The organism is Paenibacillus sp. LK1, assembly GCF_002750415.1.
Classification (GTDB): Bacteria; Bacillota; Bacilli; order Paenibacillales; family Paenibacillaceae; genus Paenibacillus; species Paenibacillus taichungensis.
Window position 1 is genome coordinate 216,544 of record NZ_PEII01000001.1, and the last position, 17,420, is coordinate 233,963.

The following is a 17,420-nucleotide window of genomic DNA, read 5'->3' on the forward strand; positions in this document are numbered from 1 at the left end:
CAGTCCTAATCTTCAACAGTCTCAAAGTCTTAGGACCAATGGGTATCCATCCAAATTGGCATGAGTAAATTTCCCCTTTGGTCCATTAAAATAGAGAATATTTTGCTCTGAACGAACACTAGAATTTTGAAGATACACAATTCGCTCAAACTCAAACTAGGCCTGTCTCAGCAAATCCCGAATTGCGGACTCCATCTCTTTCGGTGCAACCGTAGTCTCATAGCGACCACTCACTTCCCCTGTTCGATCAATCAGAAACTTGGTAAAATTCCATTTGATCCCGTCTCCTCGGTATAATTCGGGATGTTTCTCCTTGAGGAATTGATCCATCCACCGACCTTCTTCCGATTCCATATCATACCCCTCAAATGGGACTGTTTCGACCAGCTCGCGAAACAAAGGATGTATGAATGGTCCGGTAACCTCGATCTTCTCAAAAATCGGAAAGGAAATATGAAAATGATTCCTGCAATACTGAGCTATCTCATCATTACTGCCCGGTTCCTTGTGATTAAACTGATCACAGGGAAACGCCAGGATCTCCAGCCCTTGATCACGATACTGCTCATACAAGTGCTGAAGTTCCGTAAATTGTCGCGAGTAACTGCACTTGCTGGCTGTATTCACAATAAGCAGTACTTTCCCCCTCAAAACAGATAAATCACCCGTACCTCCATCCATGAATGGAACCGGATAGTTAAATACACTCATTCATAACGCCTCCTTGGTCGGTTCTCACATGAACCCTCTCTTGAAATGGATTATACGCCGCTTCTATTGATAGGTTAAATATATAATAATTATAATATTAATAGTTTTTATCTATAAACCATCTTGTCTGCTGCCATATGATTATATGGCTCATTATCCCTTTTATAATGGACATACTAGAAATAGAAAAAACTGCCCTTCGCAGATAAAAAGCTGCTTTTGGACAGTCATTCGTTAAAGTTGTGCATTTCGAAATGTAGCTAACCCATAATAAGACCATATACAATCCCCGGCCCATGAACACCAATCGTCAAATCATTTTCGATATCAGAAGAACGACTAGGACCGGAAATAAAATGTATGCCTGCCGGAAGATTCTCTCTTCCCGCTTCATCGAATCGATCAAGCGTTTCACCAAGTCTGGTGTAGAGCCGTTCAACTGGAATAATAATGATGAGTACGGTGGGCAATAGACTCACTGAGCGTCCCTTTTCTGGCGAAGAAAGCACAGTGACGGAACCCGTATATGCTGTGGCATAATCCGCCATTACTACACCGATATCTGCCTCGGCTGCCCGTGCCTTCCAGTTCTCCTCTGCTTGGCTGTTCCATACAGAAATCTGCACATCGGGAAGTTGCTCTTCCAATCCAAGATCCGTCAGCGCCTGTTCATTCTGACGTATGATATATTTCGCACTCAATTCATGAGATTTATTAGCGATAAAGTCTGAAGCTTCGCCAATGTCTCTTACCCGCGCAATATGAGCCCCTACACTCACAAAATTATCGGTGAATGCCTGTATGCGCTTATCTATGTCCCACTCCAAATCCGTCCAGAATGCGGGTGCACCTCGAAAAGGTTGAGTCGGAGCATGTGTCTGCCGTGGTCTTCTCAATTTGGACGCAATGTCATTCATAAAGTGTTCCTGCTTCGCACGAGACTTTTTCTCCAATTGCTCTAGCCATTCCTGATGTTCAGTGTTCATGTTGACCACCGCCCCCCTCGCGCTCACGCAGAATCTGTTCCATTCGATCCCGAACGGAAGAATCCATCTCTTTTTTATCTTGATTCAGCTCTTGATCCAGCTTGTTCCATTGCTGCCGGAAGGAACGCTTCGCGAGGCTTGGCGCAACCCGATAGCTGTTCCAGCCTTTGAGGGGCCCAAGTTTAAGTGAAATTCCGTTATTCCGTACAACGGCTTTCTGACCAATCTGTCCGAGACGTATAGCCGCTCCGAATCGTTTAGAATTGGATACAACCGCTGCAAAACCTTTCATACCAGCGCTCTCAAGTTTATTGCCATGGCCCTCTTCCACCTTGCGTCTGCGTAAATATACGAGCATATCATGCAGCGGAATTTTGACCGGACAGGCTTCATAACAGGCTCCGCACAGACTGGAAGCACCCGCGATGTCGTTCCATTCATCGATGTTGCCATTCAGTGCAGGTGTAAGTACCGCTCCAATCGGTCCACTGTAGGTTCCACCATAGGCATGCCCGCCGATATGACGATATACCGGACAAGCGTTCAAACATGCCCCGCAGCGAATACAGTTCAACAGCTCCTGAAACTCGGGATCACCCAACTGAAGTGAACGTCCATTATCCACGATAATAATGTGCATTTCATCTGGCCCGTCCCCGTCTTCTGTTCGGCGAGGGCCGGTTATGCCTGACATATACATCGTCAATTTTTGACCTGTCGCGGAGCGTGGCAGTAAGGTTGCCATCACCTCCAGATCCGTCCAGGATGGAATGATACGCTCCATGCCCATTAAGGTAATCTGTGTTTTTGGCACGGTGGATACCATGCGGGCATTGCCTTCATTTTCAAATAGGACCATGGAACCCGTCTCCGCAATCGCAAAATTGCAGCCGGTCATGCCAATATCTGCTTCAAGAAACTTCTCACGCAGCTTTTTGCGTACAAATCCGGCAAGTACGGTGGTGTCCGGTTCCAGAATTTCTCCCGCTTCCTTGGATAACAGGTCCGCAATCTGGTAACGGTTTTTGTGAATAGCCGGAATGACGATATGAGATGGGGCTTCACCCGCCAATTGAATGATATATTCACCCAGATCGGTCTCTATTGCTTCAATACCTGCGGATTCCAATACATGGTTGAGATGCACTTCCTCGGACACCATGGACTTGGATTTTACCACGGTAGAAGCCTGCTTGTGAGCCGCAATATCAAGTGCAATCGCTGCTGCCTCTACCGAAGTATCGGCAAAATGAATATGAACTCCATTGGCACGTGCATTATTGACAAATTCATTCAGGTAATAATCCAGATGTGCGATCGTATGCAGACGAATCTGACGTCCACGTTCGCGCCATTCTTCCCAGTTGCCATGTTCTTCGGATGCGGACTTCTTGCCATTACGCAATCGCTCTGTCGTAAATTTGACGGCTTTCCGCAGGAAATCATCATTCAAAGCCAATTCTGCACGTTCTTTGACGGTAACATCCATTACACCGGGTTGACTCATCCTGTTTGCACCCCCTCATACAGCAGTTCGGCCAAATGCATCACACGCACTGGTTCATTCCGATACCGCAGATTACCTGCGATATTCATCAGACAGGCCATATCCAGTCCTACTAATACTTCAGCTTCCGTCTCTTTGATATGATCTACCTTTTCTGTGACCATGGCCCCAGATATATCCGGCATTTTGATCGCAAAGGTACCCCCAAAGCCGCAACAGTCCTCTCCGTAAGGAAGGGGAACAAATTCCAAACCTTTTACTGCCGAAAGTAATGCCATAGGCTCATCCTTTACGCCTAACAAGCGGCTGCCATGACAGGAGGGGTGGTATGTAACCTTATGCGGAAAATGTGCACCCAAATCCGTGATGCCAAGCACCTGAACGAGAAACTGCGTGAATTCGTAGGCTTTGGCTTCCAAACGTTTAGCCTTCTCCAGCCATACAGGTTCATCGACAAACAGCTCGGGATAATGATGAATCATGTACGTACAGGAGCCCGAGGGACAGACGACAAAATCGCTGTCATCAAAGGCTTCCAGAATCGTTTTGGCGGCTACCCGCGTCTCATCCCAATACCCGCTGTTGTAGGAAGGCTGACCGCAGCAGGTCTGCACGGGCGGGAAATCCAACCGAACGCCATGAGCAGCGAGCAATCTCACCATCGCCTCCCCCACACGGGGATATATGGCATCGCTGAGGCAGGTAATGAATAAGGAGACTTTCATGATTACACGCTCCTATAACTGATGAATTGTTGTTATAACGCTTATAAGTCTCGAGTACCGTATTGTTTTACACCCTTGTGATTGAGATATCATAGCTGTTCAGTCGTTCTATCAAATCATCACCAAGCGACTGATCCGTGATCACCGCATGAACCGCATTTAACCCGGTTACCCGGGCAAATGCACGAACTCCAAACTTGCTCGTATCTGCAAGCAAAATGACCTGGTCGGATATACCGACCATTTTCTGCTTCAACCGTGCCTGAAGCTCATTGGATTCACTGATTCCGCCGCCTTCCAGATGCACACCTTTACAAGACAGGAACAATTTATCGACATGATATGTCTCCAGAGAACGTTCGGCGAGCGGTCCAACAAAAGACAGAGATCGTTGGGCCAACTGGCCACCAGTCGAGATGACCTCAATCTTGTCCCTGCTGCTCAGTTCAGTGGCTACCTGTATGGAATTGGTCAATACAGTCAATGGCATATCCGGCATATTGGCCGCCATATAACCTGCTGTCGTGCTGGCATCCAGTAGGATTCGATCACCCGGACGAATCAAGGATAGAGCAGACAGGGCAATTCTTTTCTTTTCCTCTGCATGTGTTGTCTCCCTTACCCGGTAAGGGATCTCCGGCTGCTCTTCCTTCACGCTGACAGCGCCGCCATGGGAACGGCGCAGTCGCCCAGCTTGCTCCAGCCGGTCGAGATCACGCCGAATCGTCTCTTCCGTTACCCGGCAGTGCTCACTAAGTTCGGATACACGCATACTGCCCTTAACATTAACCATCTCCACAATTCGGTCATAGCGCTCTGCTGCCAGCATGTTACACCTCGCTTCCAGCCTGTGATTTGGGCGAAGCCGTCAACCTTAGGAATCTACCGTAGGCCTCTTCCCAGATGGGTCTGTCCTTTGGCTCATAATCGGTAACTGGGAATGAATCACGTATGACCTTGCGGGCTTCCCATATATCCTTAAAGGCTCCGCTTGCCATCCACTGTACAGCCATGTTCCCGATCGCACTACCTTCTGCTGGCCCCGCCCATACCGGTTTGCCAATGGAATTGGCTGTCCACTGACATAACAGTCGATTCTGAATGCCACCACCGACCATATGCAATCCATTAAAAGACTGTCTGGACAGTTGTTCTGTCCATTCCAGCACTCTCCGATACTTCAGTGCAAGGCTCTCCAGAATAGAACGGGCAATGGCCCCCTGGTCTTGCGGCTCAGCCTGCCCTGTATCACGGCAATATTGTTGTATGCGAGAGGTCATATCCCCTGCTGGCATAAACCGGTCATCATCGGGATCAAATAGGCTCGCAAATGGAGGAGCAAGTTCCGCCCTGCTTAGTAACTCCGCATAGCTGATTCCCTGTCCCTTCCGTTCCCATTCACGCATGCATTCCTGCAAAATCCACAGGCCCATGATGTTCTTAAGCAAACGGAACGTGCCTCCTGCCCCGCCCTCATTCGTAAAATTGAGCGCCAAACTCTCGGAACTGATGGCGGGGTGATCAATCTCCGTGCCCATTAGTGACCAGGTTCCGCAGCTTAGGTAGGCAAATGAACGCTCTGTTGCCGGAACAGCCACAACCGCCGAACCTGTATCATGCTCTGCAACCGCAATAACCGGAATGGCAGATAAGCCAAGATCACTGCAAATGCTGCTGCGCAGCTGCCCCACTTGAGTACCTGGCATAACTGCTTCTCCAAACAGCGTCTCCGAAATACCAATATGTGCAAGCAGTTCACCGTCCCAATGCCCTATGGTTGGATTGTACAGCTGTGTTGTGGTGGCGTTGGTAAACTCATTCACCGCTTCACCGGTTAGAAAGTAACGAAGCAGATCAGGGATCATGAGGAAACGCTCCGCTTCGTTAAGCATTGGGGAGCCACTTCGCTTAAGCGTTGCCAACTGATATAGTGTGTTAAAGCTAAGAAACTGGATGCCTGTGCGTTCGAAAATTCGCTGAGAGGTCAATTCCTTACGCACCTGATCCATCATGCCGTTAAACTGTGCATCACGGTAATGATATGGATTGCCCAACAATTCACCATGACTTCCAAGCAGTCCAAAATCAACCGCCCAGGAATCAATCCCCAGACTTTCAGGCTGCTCTCCCTTTTGTTTAACAAGGTTCAGCCCTTCCAGCAATTCATGGTGCAGCCTCAATATATCCCAGTGCAGCCGCTCCCCCACTTTTACCGGCTCATTCTTGAACCGATGGATCTCCAACGTTTCCATTCCCCGATCATTCAGATGACCCAGCAGTGCTCTCCCGCTTCCAGCACCCAAATCATACGCCAGCACACTCACCGCTCTTCACCAGCCCTTCATCCCATACTATATTTCGCCCTTGAACATTTCTTGATTTCAATGATGACTGCTCTGTACTTTATTCTTTATTTTTTTGTTTGTTTATTTTTGTTTTATACTGTTTAGCTTTATTTTACGAGTATATCATCAATGTAAGCGTTTGAATACCCTGTGATTGGTTTCTTTTACTCATACCAAAAACGACTCTCTCCACTCGGGAGGAGCCGCCTTCCTGTTATTTCACGTATAAAAGCTGTTTTTGTTAACACCGGACTGAGGCTGAACATCTCTTTCAAAATGCTTAAACCTTGTCCCCTGATATGTCAGCATGCCTCGGTCATGTTCCACAAGCATACCGTAGTCACTCCCACCTACGTTCAGTTCTACCCGTTCACCGTTGTCCAGCTCAAATGTAATGTAATAGTAAGTTGAAGCACTGCTGTCCCCCGATCCTCCACTAACTCTCGTTCGCTTTGCCACAATCGTTGAATGCAAGGTTAACAGCGCTGAAGCATTATTCGATGACCATGTGCGTACCCCTGAAATAATGGCATAAACAATGACACCCGCAATGATGAGAAAAATGCCACCGATAAAAATGGATCCAAACGCACTCATTGCACCAATCTCATTGAATCCAGCAAAAAAACCACTCTGATTGCCCTCAAATCCCGGAACATCATTCATGTCATCAAAAATACCGAAACCATCCATGCTTAACCAGCCCAGTGATGAAGATATGCTCAATGACGTCATTCATCATCGTTCCCTTCTCCCTGCAAATTAAGATGCACCGCCCCCCTGCCAAGGAGACGGTGCACGTAGACAACCCTACAAGCCTTGTCCGTATACTATATGAACCTGATTACAAATACAGACGTTCAAGTTCATCGACCAGACTGCCAACATAGGCAACAGCAGCACGAATCGGCTCAGGTCCAGACATGTCTACACCCGCAAGCTTCATCAGCTCTTGCGGATCAAGGCTTCCTCCCGCTTTCAATGCATCAAGCCAGCGATCTACGGCAGGCTGTCCCTCTTCCCGAATCAGCTGTGCAGCAGCGGTAGATGCCGTCAGACCTGCTGCATAGGTATATGGATACAATCCCATATAATAATGAGGCTGTCTCATCCAGGTCAGTTTCGCCCCTTCGTCAATAACTAGATCAGGCCCCCAGAACTCGGAGAGGATATTGCCTTTCAACTGACTTAACGTCTTCGCAGTAATAGGTTCATCTTTGGTTGCAAGTGCGTACACCTGACGCTGCAATTCACCCTCAAGCAGATGCGTAACAAAGTTATGGTAGTACGTATTGAGCAATTGCAAAATGACCCAACGACGCATTCTCGGATTATCAGAACGTTTCAACAAATGATCTGCCAGCAGCATTTCATTCATCGTTGAAGGCGCCTCTATGAAGTAGAGAGACGGTCGTGTATTCGTAAGACGTTGATAATGCCCGGCAAGCATGAAATGTCCGGCATGTCCAACTTCATGGGCAAGTGTAAACGCTCCGCGCATATTGTTTGCCCATGAGATGAGGATATAGGAATGAGAACCATATATGGACGAACAAAAAGCTCCTGTCGATTTGCCCGCATTATCAGCGTAATCTACCCACCGCTCACTAAATGCACGTTCCACAATGTCGCCATATTCCGGTCCCATCACCGCAAGAGCTTCACGAATGAGTGTGCAGGCTTCCTCATATGTAATGGCAGGGCTGAATTCAGGGTCCAGTGGTGCTTTCAGATCACAGAACATCAGTTTGTCCAGGCCTAGCTCACGTTTCTTGAGAGCTGCCAGTCTGCGCATATGAGGTGCAAGTTCCTTCTGGATGATATCCAGTACATTGTTGTACATGTCTTTGCTCACCTGCTGCGGGCTGAGCAACATATCCGTAACATCATCATATCCACGCAGCCTGGACATAACGACCTGTTTCTTCACTTCGGTGGCGTAACCTTCAGCGAACGTATTTTTGTAATCGCTCAGTTTGGAGCTGAACGCGGCATACGCAGAGCGGCGCAGCTTCGTATCCGAAGACATTTCATAATTGTTCTCATAAAATGACCAGGAAAGCGGACGATTATTGTCATCACTGTCAAGTGCATCGTCAAACGTCATGTCTGCCAGTTTGCCGCGCAGATAGATCCGGTATGGTGAGTCCAGCACTTCCCCAAGGGAAGCGAGTACCTTCTCCGTTTCGGGCGAGAGACGATGTGCTTTTTCCTGAATTAGACGCTCCAGACTTCGAGCATACGGCTGCAAACCCGGAAGTTCTTCAATATAACGTTTAATCGTTCCATCGGGAAGATTCACGATCTCGGAATTCACAAAAGACAAGGACGACGACAAATTCGATAAAATATCTCCTGCCTTGGCAGAATTCTCAATATTCACGGGATTGGTACTGTCCTCCGACTGTTTAAGTCGGGCATATGAAGCTGTTTTTCCAATCCGTTCATGAAGTGCTTCACGGGCATCCAGACAGGCCAGCAGCTGCTCAGCGCCTTCGCCCAGATGTCCTTTGAATGTTTCGATATGAGCAGCAGCTTCAGTCAATGATCTAAGCTCCTGCTCCCACTCTTCGTCAGTCCCAAACAAGTCTCGCAAGTCCCAGGTAGTCTCTTGGCTTACTTCATCGCGTGTACGTATTTTTTCCATCGTTAAATGTCCTCCTCCTTGCATTTCCAATATCTCTCATCGTATCATATTCGGAGCATTTATGCCTTACATATCCTAAAATGAGCCTTTTGGTACAAGGGATTCACAACCATGTTAGAAAATTTAGTTTGCTCGCGTCACTCCGCCGGCAGAATAACCTTCCGATTGCTGTTATCCCCAGATTTTTTGATCCCTTTTTTAAAGGGGAAATCCGGGGATAAGCATATGCTTCCGATGTAGCTTTCTTTCAGAAAGCTTTTAGGCGAACGCTTCGCTTCTTCAGGATACTTCTGCCCTCTACGTTTCAAGAAAACTTTTGTTAAACTGTTAGTGAATTAGGGGGAAAGAAAAACCGCCGGGTAATGGAAGTATCCATTTACCCGGCGGTTCGTTCTGACTATAACTTATTCTGATTTCCAAATTACATTTTCACCATAGTTTTTACCCCAGTTATACATCGCATGCAGCACGGGCATCAGGCTCTGTCCGTGATCCGTCAACGTATATTCCACACGAGGAGGTACTTCTGCATACACCTTGCGCTCAATTAGCTTGTCTTCCTCCAGCTCACGCAACTGGTTGGTCAGCATCTTTTGGGTAATATGAGGAATCAATCGCTTCAATTCACTGAAACGTTTGGTGCCTTCAAGACCCAGATGCCATAAAATAATCAGTTTCCATTTGCCGCCAATCACAGCAAGGGTCAATTCTTTCTCACAGTTGATCTCTTTCAAGTTGATGCGTTCCTTGACTTCGGCTGCCATGGCTCCGAGCCCCCTTTTCTTCCACTTAATCTTTTATCACTAAAATGCATTTCGCATATCACAAGAACACTCCGCAATAGGAGAACTTGCCGCTCTCTTGTATCATATAACGGGTTCATTGGCTCGATACAGCTTGTATACATTCTACTACAGTACAACCCTGATGTTAAGCAGACCGAATCAGACCACAGACAACAATAGCAGAAAAGACCGGAACTCCCACTTGTTTAAGGGAATTCCGGTCTTCCATCTATAAGTTGAACTAATGAATATTTACACTAGCCACTCCGATGACAGAACAATCTTCCGATCGCTGTTATGCCCAGATTTTTTCATCCTCTTTATCAAAAGTGAATATCTGGTCATAAAGGCGAAGCGTATGCTTCCGATGTAGCTTTCTTTCAGAAAGCTTTTAGCTCCGCTTCTCCAGCTTATTTCTGTCCTCTCCGTTGTTGTGTAGATGTTTAGTTCAACTTATATATTCTAATTCATGAAGTCTATGGCATATGGTCTATTCCAGGTTGGCATGACGCCCAAACATGTCTGCTCCAGTCATACTCTTCATTTCCATCATGGTGAGCACCAGTGCATCCATGCTCAGCAGTAGCCCCTGTTCAAACAGGGAGCCCATCGGCTGAATGGTCACTTCGGCTCCGGCGCTCGCTGTATCCTCTTTGGCAGAAGCTGGAAGACGAACCAAGGTATCTGACAGCTGTCCAATGGTGGACTCTGGTTTAATTGTGATCAGACCGACAGGAGCACCTGCTTTATTGGCCTTCTGAGCCATTGCTGCCAGACTGCCTGTCTCCCCAGAGCCTGAGCATAACAAGAGGAAGTCTTTCGGAGAGATTCCTGGTGTAACGGTCTCCCCAACTACATATACCCGAAGCCCCATCTGCATCAATCTCATGGCAAAAGCCTTGCCCATCAGACCGGATCGGCCTGCGCCTGCCACAAAAACCTGTTCGGCAGCCAGAATATGTTCCGCCATGGCCTGCATCTCCGAGTCGTCGATCTGGCTTAGCGTACGTTCCAGCTCCTTCAAGATGTCCACTGCGTATTGCCCTGTGCTCATCTGTCTTACCCTTGTTGAACCAGACGTTGCATCTCAGCTGCTACTTTAGCTTTGTCTGCTTGGCCCGTAATGCCGCCACCCACAATCACCAGATCCGGTTGTGCTTTGATCACTTCAGGCAATGTTTCCAGCTTGATGCCACCAGCGACAGCCGTTTTAGCGTTTTTCACAGCAGCTTTGATCGTTTGCAGATCTTCGAACGGGCTTTGTCCTTCAGCTTGCAGGTCATAACCTGTGTGTACACAGATGTAATCTACGCCAAGCGAATCAACTTCACGAGCACGCTGTTCAAGATTAGGCACGTTGATCATGTCCACAAGAACTTGTTTGTTTTGTTTCTTCGCTTCTGCTACTGCACCTTTGATCGTACTATCATTGGTTGCCCCGAGCACAGTGATCAGATCCGCACCAGCTTCAGCTGCTTTCATGATTTCATAACCACCAGCGTCCATAATTTTAAGGTCTGCAAGAACTTGCAGATTAGGGAATGCTTCTTTCATCGCTTTTACCGCGTGCAAACCTTCATTAATGACGATTGGCGTACCAATCTCAACGATATCAATATATTGTTCAACTTCTTTAACAAGTGCAATACCTTCAGGGATGTTTACCAAGTCCAATGCCAATTGCAATTTCACGATTCATTTCTCCTTTGTTGTTCGAGTATGAGTATATCCTGTAAAGGATGTTAAAATATTTAGCCTGCACCGTACAGCCAGTTCAGATGCATGCAATGTTTGTCATGGCTACTCATTCATTGTAGAGCCTGACTATCTGATCAGGAAGTACGCACTTTGAAGTCAGGTAGTTACTTGCACGATACTATTGATTAAATTACATTGTTATGTGAATCTAAATCTTGAAAATAAGTTATCGTCCACAATCCACATATGAGATCACCCGCGAATTCCTGTGCTCTTCTCATCAAAAAAGACCCCGCCACAAGGACAGGGTCTTTCCAAAGCTTCAGGTCAACAAGATCACATATATTGATCCTGAAAACTTATTTAAACTTTTCGGTTAATCATTCAAATCCTTGGTTTACAGATAAACAGGTTTCACGCATACCGGCTTGGATACACCTGTGCTGTGACCAGTGTATTTCAGACGCCCGCTCTCCTGATCCACTGTAAAGGAAACGATATTGTTGGTATCGCGGTTAGCTGCAATCAGCAGTTTGCCATTCGGAGTCAATGCAAAGTGACGTGGGTGTTCACCCTCAGCAGATACATGCTCAACCAATTTCAAATGTCCTGTTTCAGCGTCTACTGCAAATACCACGATGCTGTCATGCCCGCGGTTAGAACCGTATACAAAACGACCATCGTTTGATACGGCGATTTCAGCTGTTGTGTTTTCACTGCCGTCATAGCCGTCAGGCAATGTAGACACGGTGGACACCTCTGTCAAAGTACCCGCTGCTGCATCATAACGGAAAGTCGTAATGGAAGAATCTACTTCGTTAATAACATAGGCGAATTGACCGTTCGGATGGAATGCCAGGTGACGAGGTCCTGCACCCGGATGTGTTTTGGTTTCACTGTGCAATACGAGTTCATTCTTGTCTGCATCAATGGAGTAGATTGCGATTTTGTCCGCACCCAGATCCTGTACCATCATGTATTTGCCATCCGGGCTGAAGAATGCAGAATGCACATGTGGCTTGTCCTGACGTTCAGGATGCGCACCTTTGCCTTCATGTTTCTTCTCATCCAGAAGCACGCCAACTTCACCGTTATCCGTCAGGGCTTGCAGACCCACCAGACCACCATGGTAGCTGGAAAGGATCAAGTAACGTCCGGAAGGATCACGTTGGATATGACATGGTGGAGCCGAAATGGAGTCATGACGATTCAGCAATGATAATTTTCCTGTAGAAGGATCAATGCTCAGAGCTACAGCTTCAGACATTTTATTACCTTCGGCAGACACCGTCTCACCGATCGCATACAGTTTGTTGCCTTCAGCATCCACGTTTACAAACGTTGCATTTTTCACGCCGGAGATGCCATCAAGCTTGGAGAGGTTACCTGTATCCTCATTCAATTCATATGCGTAAATGCCCTCATTTTCCGCTTCGGCATAAGAGCCGACCAATACGAGCAAGCGTTTTGATTCACTCATTACAGTTTCCTCCTCTATGTGTATGTAATCTGGTTGCACCTCTTCTATAATAAATCTGCCATATCAAAATAGCAATCCACCGCCCCTGTGCAGCCATCAAAGAAGTGCCCTCAAACATATGCTCATGAAATAAGCCAACACCAATATCCATTCCGACAAAGGTCAACTTCTGCTATGATAAAATAGGTTTTTCATCCAGAAAGGACTGAATTCGGTTGTTTAATTCGTTTCTGCTTACGTTATATCATGTATTTCTGCCGATATCACTTCCCGTGATCGGAGGCATATTGTTAAAACGCTTCAAAAATTGGGATACTCGGCCGCTGTCGACCTTTTCCCTCTATATTTTGAGCCCTGCGCTTATCTTTGATACACTGCTGCATGCTGATATTACATGGACAGACGTAACCGGCACATTCTGGTTCTCCATCATCAATCTGATCGCCCTGTGGGCACTGGCTGAACTGCTGAGCCGAGTATTCCATCTTGGGGCAAGCGAAAAAGCGGGCCTCACCCTTGTCTCCACGTTTACGAACTGCGTGAATTATGGGCTCCCGCTTGTGTTGCTTGCCTTTGGACAGCTTGGATTGGATAAGGCTTCGGTATATGTCATCGGACAGATGATCATTGTAAACACGGTAGGTATCTTTTTTGCTGCCAGATCCGAATTCACGGTCAAAAATGCGATTCTGTCCGTCTTCCGTATGCCTTCCATCTATGCTGCTGCGATAGCCATCATCCTGCGTGCATCCAATCTGAGCTTACCAATGGCACTAGATGGAGGCGTCTCCATGCTCGCAGCCGGTTACTCTCCTATCGTACTGGCCATTCTCGGTGCACAGATGCTCAGACCACGTGGTGCGGTCGAACCTTGGAAACCTAACGTTCGCAAAGCATTCTGGACTGGACTTGTAGTAAGGCTTGCCGCAGCACCCGTACTTTCGTATCTGATCCTAACCGCACTTCAGATAGAAGGAACGTTATTCAGTGTGCTGCTGATCTTGGCTTCCATGCCAACTGCAGTGAACGCAGTCATTTTGGCCGAGCAATTCAATGCATCTCCGCAGTTTGTGTCCCGCTGTATTCTATGGACAACCGCTGCCTCCATGATCATTCTGCCGATTATGATTGTGATGTCTTCCTGATCAGCACGGAAGCCGAAGTTGGAGACATCGCTGCCTGCTTGCGTTTCTCCAACCGGCGTTCAAAGCGACGGTTGAGTGCTCTGACATAGAAGAATTTGACGACAAAGTAAGAAATCACACCCAGGATGACTCCAAAGACGGACATGCCTGCCAAAATATCCAGACCACCCAGCAAAAGTTCGCTTAGCGCGGACCAGTTGCCACGAAACAGCTCCATAAAGGCACTTTCATGAACAAGCCCCTGACCCATACTGTGCGCCGGCAATATCCAGGAACCAATTTGCTTGGCAAGCGGCATCAATATGATGGGCAGGAACGTTAGCTTGCCGACCACGTTGCCCACAATAGCCGCTGGCAGCGAGCCACCGGACAAACGTACAATTGGATAGAACACGAGATATACCAGTGATGCAGTAGAAATAACAATCAGTTCCAAACCAAAACCCAAAGCAAATCCGGTAGATACTTTATGTGCTCCGCCGGGAGCACGTAACAATTTGAGAAAATTAAGCTTCAAAGCACGTGTTAAACGTGCAAAACGTGAGTTTTTGCTTTTCTGTAGGTTCATACCGAACTTCCCCTTATCTTACACAAATGACGGCTCAAGCCGCCTATTCTTCAGTATATCACACCGCGTTAACGCCTGCTGTTATAATCACTGGCTGTGTCTGGATGGCGACGTTACCTGCCACCGCTCTGGAGATCATGCAGGACTCTTCTGCTTTATGTGCCAGGCGCTCTGCCTTCGTCACATCAGCATCAGATGCATCGGCTTTGAGCACAATGCGAGGTCTGTGTATGATCCGTTCGTACGTAAATATATTATTTGTAACATCCACTGTCGCTTCGGACTCCAGTGTCAGCTCATTCGGTGTAATATCCGATCGTTCCAGCATTGCTGCCAGCGTAATCAAATAACAGGTAGACGCTGCACCCAGCAGCATTTCATCTGGATTGGTTCCGGTGCCAGGGCCACCCATCTCCTGTGGAATCGAAATAACTGTTTTTAACCCACCTGCATCAATATGCCCTTCACTGTTACGTCCACCATTCCAAGTAGCTTTCAGATGAAAAGGATGTTTCATTATATTCATTCCTTTCTAATTAGACACGGACACATGCTATCGATTGTTCATTCAATGCACTAACCTGTTCTTCAGCTAAGCCTAGATCAGTTATTACTTTTGCCACACTGCTAAGTTCCGCCACTCTTGTAAAAGCCTGCACGCCAAACTTGCTCGAATCCGCCAGCAATATAACTTCATCAGCTATGCTGATCATCTTCTGCTTCACCAGCGCCTGCAATTCATTCGACTCACTGATGCCCTTGGTCAGATGTACGCCTTTGCAGGATAAGAAAACTTTATCCACATGATAAGCATCAAGCGACCGTTCAGCTAGCGGCCCTACAAACGATAGGGACTTCGAAGCAAGCTGCCCGCCTGTCGCGATTACACGGATCTGTTCCTTGTTACTCAGCTCCGCTGCGACCTTAATGGAGTTGGTCAACACGGTGAGTGGGATGTTTGGCAGTCCAGCAGCCATATACCACGCCGTTGTACTGGCATCCAGTGCTATCCGCTCACCAGGCTCTACCATTTTCACCGCTTCGTCCGCAATTCTGCGTTTCTCTTCTGCATGAGTTACAGCCCGCTCCGGATAAGGGATTTCCGACTGCCCCTCTTCTTTATATTTTACGCTGACAGCCCCGCCATGGGAACGTCTGAGCCTTCCCGCCTGCTCCAGCTTGTCCAGATCACGACGGATCGTCTCTTCCGTCACACCGCAGCGCTCACTAAGCTCGGTTACGCGCATGCTTCCCTGTGCATCTACCCATTCCACAATTTTCTCATAACGTTCAGCCACGAGCATCTTCATTCACTCCAAACCGTTGATTATCCAAGATGAATCCTGTTCATCCCATCATACCACAGTGACCCCGGAAGGAGAATTTCATCAAGGGCGCAGAGGGTGCAAAAAAGAGGGAGCTTACGCTCCCTCTATTTCGAATGAAATTGTGTCTTATTTATCGTCAGCCATAGGGAACCAGCCCGGGGTGTGAATAATTGCATTCCACAAACCGTCAGGGATAACCAGACGTTCCTGATCCGATTTGGTGAGAATCGTCTCGATATCTTCCTCACGTCCGCTTTCGATTTTCTCAACCCAGTCTGGTTCGATAATCAGCTCACGACCGATTGCAAGCAATGCCACACCACTTTGAAGAGCTTCTGCTGCCTCATCTGCGGTATGGATGGCTCCTACGCCAATCACAGGCACTTTACCACCAACACGGTCAAGGATAAATTCAATTCTGGAGCGAGTATCTGCCTCTCCTCGTCTTGGCTTGGACCAGAACTCGTTGACGGATACATGCAGGTAATCCAGATTTTTATCTTTCAGCGCATCCACCAATGCATACGTCTCTTCCATGGTCAATCCCGGTGTTTCCGGCTCTTCTGGTGAGAAACGGTATCCAACGATAAACGGCAGTTTCGTATGTGTAGCTACAGCCTTCTGGACTTCATCCACTACAGCCAGCGGGAATGCGAGACGTTTCTCGATGCTTCCACCCCAACGATCTTCACGTCGGTTGGAATGCGGAGAGAAGAACTGTTGGATCAAATAACCGTTCGCACCATGAATCTCAACACCATCGAATCCAGCTTCAATGGCGCGGCGGGTTGCTTCCCCAAAGTCCTTGATGATGGACGTAATTTCTTCGTCAGACAACTCTCTTGGTACAGGAGATCCCGGACGCTCACTAGCAACAGCACTTGGAGCAGCAACTTGACCCGCTGGCACCGCTTGTTCCGGCGTGAGACGACCTGCATGGAAAATTTGGAGTACGGCTTTGGAACCTTGCTGCTTAATCGTATCGGCCAGACGTTTCAGACCGGGAATAAAACTATCGTCATAACTACCAAATTGAGCCGGAAAACCAATTCCATTCGCAGTTACATGAGTTACCGCTGTAACAGACATACCCGCACCACCAGTACGACGTGCATAATAAGCAAGTTCATCGTCTGAGACAGTACCATCTGGATTCGAGGACATATGGGTCATGGGAGCGAGCACGATCCGGTTTTTCAGCGTAATGCCGCTTGGCAGTGAAACTTGTTCAAACATTTGGCTATACTTTGGATTCATTCGTGGTTCCCTCCTGATTAAATATCTCTTTTAATAGATATATGAATATATGCGTTCGCTTACTGTAATGATTATAGTTACGTTTCACACACATTGCAACTTTTCATTTTCAACCCATATCCATTCCATGCTTAAAGCTCACTGATCCATTCACTATCCGCCTTTTGTCCATTACACTTTTTTCTTCTTTCTCAACCCAAAAAGACGGAGTGTCTTACGACTCTCCGCCTCATAAAAC

At 47.4% G+C, this 17,420-nt stretch carries 17 protein-coding genes; 1 reads left to right on the plus strand and 16 read right to left on the minus strand.

Annotated elements, in window-relative coordinates; genetic code table 11:
- Positions 1-156: 156 nt before the first annotated feature.
- The 12 genes from CS562_RS00880 to CS562_RS00935 form a co-directional block, all read right to left on the minus strand.
- The gene (locus CS562_RS00880; RefSeq protein ID WP_099852903.1) at positions 157-711 is read right to left on the minus strand and encodes a glutathione peroxidase; all 555 of its coding nucleotides are present in this window, start codon (positions 709-711) and stop codon (positions 157-159) included.
- Positions 712-971: 260 nt separating this feature from the next.
- Complete coding sequence (locus CS562_RS00885; protein ID WP_076289681.1) at positions 972-1,697, minus strand: LutC/YkgG family protein; 726 nt, start codon at positions 1,695-1,697, stop codon at positions 972-974.
- Entirely contained in the window at positions 1,687-3,204 is a 1,518-nt protein-coding gene (locus tag CS562_RS00890) for a LutB/LldF family L-lactate oxidation iron-sulfur protein (protein WP_099852906.1), read from the minus strand. Before CS562_RS00890 ends, CS562_RS00885 begins: the two co-directional genes overlap by 11 nt.
- Positions 3,201-3,929, minus strand: coding sequence for a (Fe-S)-binding protein (locus CS562_RS00895; protein WP_063563333.1), 729 nt, complete (start codon positions 3,927-3,929; stop codon positions 3,201-3,203). The genes CS562_RS00890 and CS562_RS00895 overlap by 4 nt, the downstream gene beginning before the upstream one ends.
- A gap of 67 nt (positions 3,930-3,996) precedes the next feature.
- Entirely contained in the window at positions 3,997-4,758 is a 762-nt protein-coding gene (locus tag CS562_RS00900) for a DeoR/GlpR family DNA-binding transcription regulator (RefSeq protein ID WP_099852909.1), read from the minus strand.
- 1 nt (position 4,759) lies between these two features.
- Positions 4,760-6,253, minus strand: a complete 1,494-nt coding sequence (locus tag CS562_RS00905; protein ID WP_099852912.1) for a rhamnulokinase — start codon at positions 6,251-6,253, stop codon at positions 4,760-4,762.
- Between the two features lie 240 nt (positions 6,254-6,493).
- Positions 6,494-7,009 (minus strand): DUF2500 domain-containing protein, encoded by a 516-nt coding sequence (locus CS562_RS00910; RefSeq protein ID WP_246317977.1) that lies wholly within the window; start codon positions 7,007-7,009, stop codon positions 6,494-6,496.
- Between the two features lie 109 nt (positions 7,010-7,118).
- Entirely contained in the window at positions 7,119-8,921 is a 1,803-nt protein-coding gene (gene pepF, locus CS562_RS00915) for an oligoendopeptidase F (RefSeq protein WP_099852916.1), read from the minus strand.
- Positions 8,922-9,325: 404 nt separating this feature from the next.
- Complete coding sequence (locus CS562_RS00920; RefSeq protein ID WP_076289676.1) at positions 9,326-9,685, minus strand: winged helix-turn-helix transcriptional regulator; 360 nt, start codon at positions 9,683-9,685, stop codon at positions 9,326-9,328.
- A gap of 511 nt (positions 9,686-10,196) precedes the next feature.
- Positions 10,197-10,760 (minus strand): 6-phospho-3-hexuloisomerase, encoded by a 564-nt coding sequence (hxlB, locus tag CS562_RS00925; protein ID WP_076289675.1) that lies wholly within the window; start codon positions 10,758-10,760, stop codon positions 10,197-10,199.
- Positions 10,761-10,765: 5 nt separating this feature from the next.
- Positions 10,766-11,398 (minus strand): 3-hexulose-6-phosphate synthase, encoded by a 633-nt coding sequence (gene hxlA, locus CS562_RS00930; protein ID WP_090993813.1) that lies wholly within the window; start codon positions 11,396-11,398, stop codon positions 10,766-10,768.
- A gap of 403 nt (positions 11,399-11,801) precedes the next feature.
- Complete coding sequence (locus tag CS562_RS00935) at positions 11,802-12,884, minus strand: lactonase family protein (RefSeq protein ID WP_099852919.1); 1,083 nt, start codon at positions 12,882-12,884, stop codon at positions 11,802-11,804.
- A 215-nt stretch (positions 12,885-13,099) separates the two neighbouring features.
- Here CS562_RS00935 and CS562_RS00940 point away from each other — a divergent pair, with 215 nt between their 5' ends.
- Positions 13,100-14,029, plus strand: a complete 930-nt coding sequence (locus CS562_RS00940) for an AEC family transporter (protein ID WP_099852922.1) — start codon at positions 13,100-13,102, stop codon at positions 14,027-14,029.
- Here CS562_RS00940 and CS562_RS00945 read toward each other — a convergent pair.
- The 4 genes from CS562_RS00945 to CS562_RS00960 form a co-directional block, all read right to left on the minus strand.
- Complete coding sequence (locus tag CS562_RS00945) at positions 14,007-14,597, minus strand: DUF2062 domain-containing protein (protein ID WP_076289671.1); 591 nt, start codon at positions 14,595-14,597, stop codon at positions 14,007-14,009. The genes CS562_RS00940 and CS562_RS00945 overlap by 23 nt on opposite strands.
- Positions 14,598-14,655: 58 nt before the next feature.
- On the minus strand, positions 14,656-15,114 hold the full coding sequence (locus CS562_RS00950; RefSeq protein WP_076289670.1) for an OsmC family protein: 459 nt from the start codon (positions 15,112-15,114) through the stop codon (positions 14,656-14,658).
- Positions 15,115-15,133: 19 nt separating this feature from the next.
- The gene (locus CS562_RS00955; RefSeq protein WP_099852925.1) at positions 15,134-15,901 is read right to left on the minus strand and encodes a DeoR/GlpR family DNA-binding transcription regulator; all 768 of its coding nucleotides are present in this window, start codon (positions 15,899-15,901) and stop codon (positions 15,134-15,136) included.
- A gap of 150 nt (positions 15,902-16,051) precedes the next feature.
- Positions 16,052-17,182, minus strand: a complete 1,131-nt coding sequence (locus CS562_RS00960) for an NADH-dependent flavin oxidoreductase (RefSeq protein WP_099852927.1) — start codon at positions 17,180-17,182, stop codon at positions 16,052-16,054.
- Between the last annotated feature and the right edge of the window lie 238 nt (positions 17,183-17,420).